Source organism: Kitasatospora sp. NPDC054795 (genome assembly GCF_053611565.1).
On record NZ_JBSHAP010000286.1, the window covers coordinates 1 to 2,006 of the forward strand.

Here is a 2,006-nt window from a genome sequence, read left to right on the forward strand (position 1 = left end):
GCCTGAAGGAGCGCTCCTTCCGGCGGCACCACCAGATGGATCAGTGGACGCCGATGGTGCGGGGCCGCAGGTGAAGCCGGAGCTGTCGTCGGTGAGCACCTCCAGGCTGGCCGCGTCTGCGGTTTCGACGGTGCGGACGTCGAGGTCGAACTCGTTGCCGACGGCGGGCACCTGTACTGCAGAGAGCCGCGGTTCGTCGCGAGATCTCGGCGGCCAGGCTCAGGGCCGGCGGGTTGCCCTCGCAGACACGGGTGAGGGCTTTGGCGGCGTCCGGCTCCGCGCGGACCCGGTCGTTGCCGAGGATGCGAGCGAGTGGCCGGGCGGAGTGGGTGGGCGTGAGCGGGGCCAGATAGTGGTGGTGCGCGCCGTGGGCGGCGAGTGCGGGCATCGGCGAGCGGCTGGTGACGACGGCCAGGCAGTCGGCGTTGGCGGGGACCAGTGGAATCACCTGCTCGGCGGTAGCGGCATCTTCCAGTACCACCAGCAGCCGTCGGGTGGCCGCGACGGAGCGGCAGAGTGCCTGCAAATCAGCGGCCTGCCAGGGAAGTTGCTTTCTTTCTGTGCCGAGACCTATCAGCAGGGACCGGGCGGTCTCGGTGGCCGGGGCCGGGTCGCAGTCGCTGTCGGCGCGCAGATGGACGAGGAGCTGTCCGTCCGGGTAGCGCTCGGCATGCCGGCGGCCCCAGCGAGCGGCGAGGGCGCTCTTGCCGATCCCGCCGGGCACCGTGATCACGATCACCGGCGCGGTGCCCTCCAGCTGGTGGTCGAGCAGCCGGTCCAGGGCGACCGCGTCGTGCTCGCGGTCGGTGAACAACCTGGTGACCGAGGCGAGTTGCCGGGGAGCGGTAGGGGTTGGCCCGGCGGGATGGAAGTGGATGTCGCCGGTCTGGCCGGCCTGGACGACGGGGCCGGTCCGGACGTCGGTGACGCGGTTGGACACGGAAGCCGTGGATCGCTTGTCAGATCCGGGTAATGGCGGTGGCATGGTCCATCTGCGGCACCGGTCATCTGGTGAGGGCATGTCGTGTCCTGGATGTGGGCTGCTTGGACGGGGTCAGGAGCCGGCTTCGTGGGCACGCCTCCTTGCCGCGGCGGCGGTTCCCCGCCGGAGCCGCTCGGCAGGATGGAGGCGGACCTGGACGAGGGCGGCCGCCAGGTCGTCGGCGTTCGGGTCCGCTGGTTGCATCCGGTGCTGGCCGTCGTCGTCGAACTGGAGGCCGGGCAGGTACGCCGGGTTGCGTTGCCTGCGGAAAGCGACTGAGCGATCCGCCGGGGGCAGCGCTCGGTTGTGCTCTGGCGCCACTGCAGCGCGAAAGCGCCGTTCAGAGTGGGGCCCCGGAGCGTTCGAGGGCTTGGCGCGGGACCGCCGCGGCGATGCCGCGTTCGGCTTTTGGGCCGCTGCCTGGCAGGGCGGTTCACCCGGTTGCGCCGGATCCGACAGCCCGGAACCTTGCCGGTCCACTATCCGGCTGTTGGGCCCGGCGGCGGGTGGCCGCGAGTCGTCGTAGGTTGCGGGCATGACCAGTGATGAGACAACGATCCCGGCGGTGGGGGTGCGCCCGCTGGACGAGGTGTTCGACGCGATCGAGACCGCCAATCGGCGCCCCCAGCCCTGGGGCGGGTTCGACCACGGGGTCCTGGGGGCCTACCGGTGGGCCACAGGAGCCCAGATCGCGGCACCGGTCACCGCTGTTGCCGCGCTCGGGGCCACCGGGCCGTGCCGGGCGCAGCTGCTGGCCGAATGCCAGGCCGCCGCGGTCCGCCTGCGCGGTGCCCTGGAAGAGCGCACGGACCCCGCGTACGCCCTGGGTACCTACCAGGCGCTGGCGTGGCTGTGCGGCCACCACGAGGACCGTCCCTGACCTGCGGCCCTCAGTAACCAGTGCCCGTCCCGGCCGCCACCCCGCAGGAGCCCTCTGTGACAGCGTGGCGTGAAACGCCCCGATTTGTCGGGTTAGCCTAGAGGGAACGACAGGAGTCCCACCCCGCATGACCAGTAAGAACAC

The 2,006-nt window shown here is 71.5% G+C and carries 3 protein-coding genes; 2 read left to right on the forward strand and 1 reads right to left on the reverse strand.

Annotated elements, in window-relative coordinates; translation table 11 throughout:
* Nucleotides 1-40: 40 nt before the first annotated feature.
* A complete protein-coding gene (locus tag ACWGJO_RS41455; RefSeq protein ID WP_452190947.1) occupies nucleotides 41-940 on the reverse strand; it encodes a hypothetical protein in 900 nt (299 codons plus the stop codon).
* Nucleotides 941-1,123: 183 nt separating this feature from the next.
* Between ACWGJO_RS41455 and ACWGJO_RS41460 the strand changes: the two genes are divergently transcribed.
* Nucleotides 1,124-1,261: a hypothetical protein gene (locus ACWGJO_RS41460; RefSeq protein WP_452190948.1), complete on the forward strand. Its 138-nt coding sequence runs from the start codon at nucleotides 1,124-1,126 to the stop codon at nucleotides 1,259-1,261.
* 256 nt (nucleotides 1,262-1,517) lie between these two features.
* Nucleotides 1,518-1,862 (forward strand): hypothetical protein, encoded by a 345-nt coding sequence (locus tag ACWGJO_RS41465; RefSeq protein WP_452190949.1) that lies wholly within the window; start codon nucleotides 1,518-1,520, stop codon nucleotides 1,860-1,862.
* The last annotated feature ends 144 nt before the right edge of the window (nucleotides 1,863-2,006 follow it).

Bases quoted from the DNA above. Each gene is read 5' to 3' on its own strand.
- ACWGJO_RS41465 (WP_452190949.1), top strand. From the start codon at position 1,518: ATGACCAGTGATGAGACAACGATCCCGGCGGTGGGGGTGCGCCCGCTG.
- ACWGJO_RS41460 (WP_452190948.1), top strand. From the start codon at position 1,124: ATGGAGGCGGACCTGGACGAGGGCGGCCGCCAGGTCGTCGGCGTTCGG.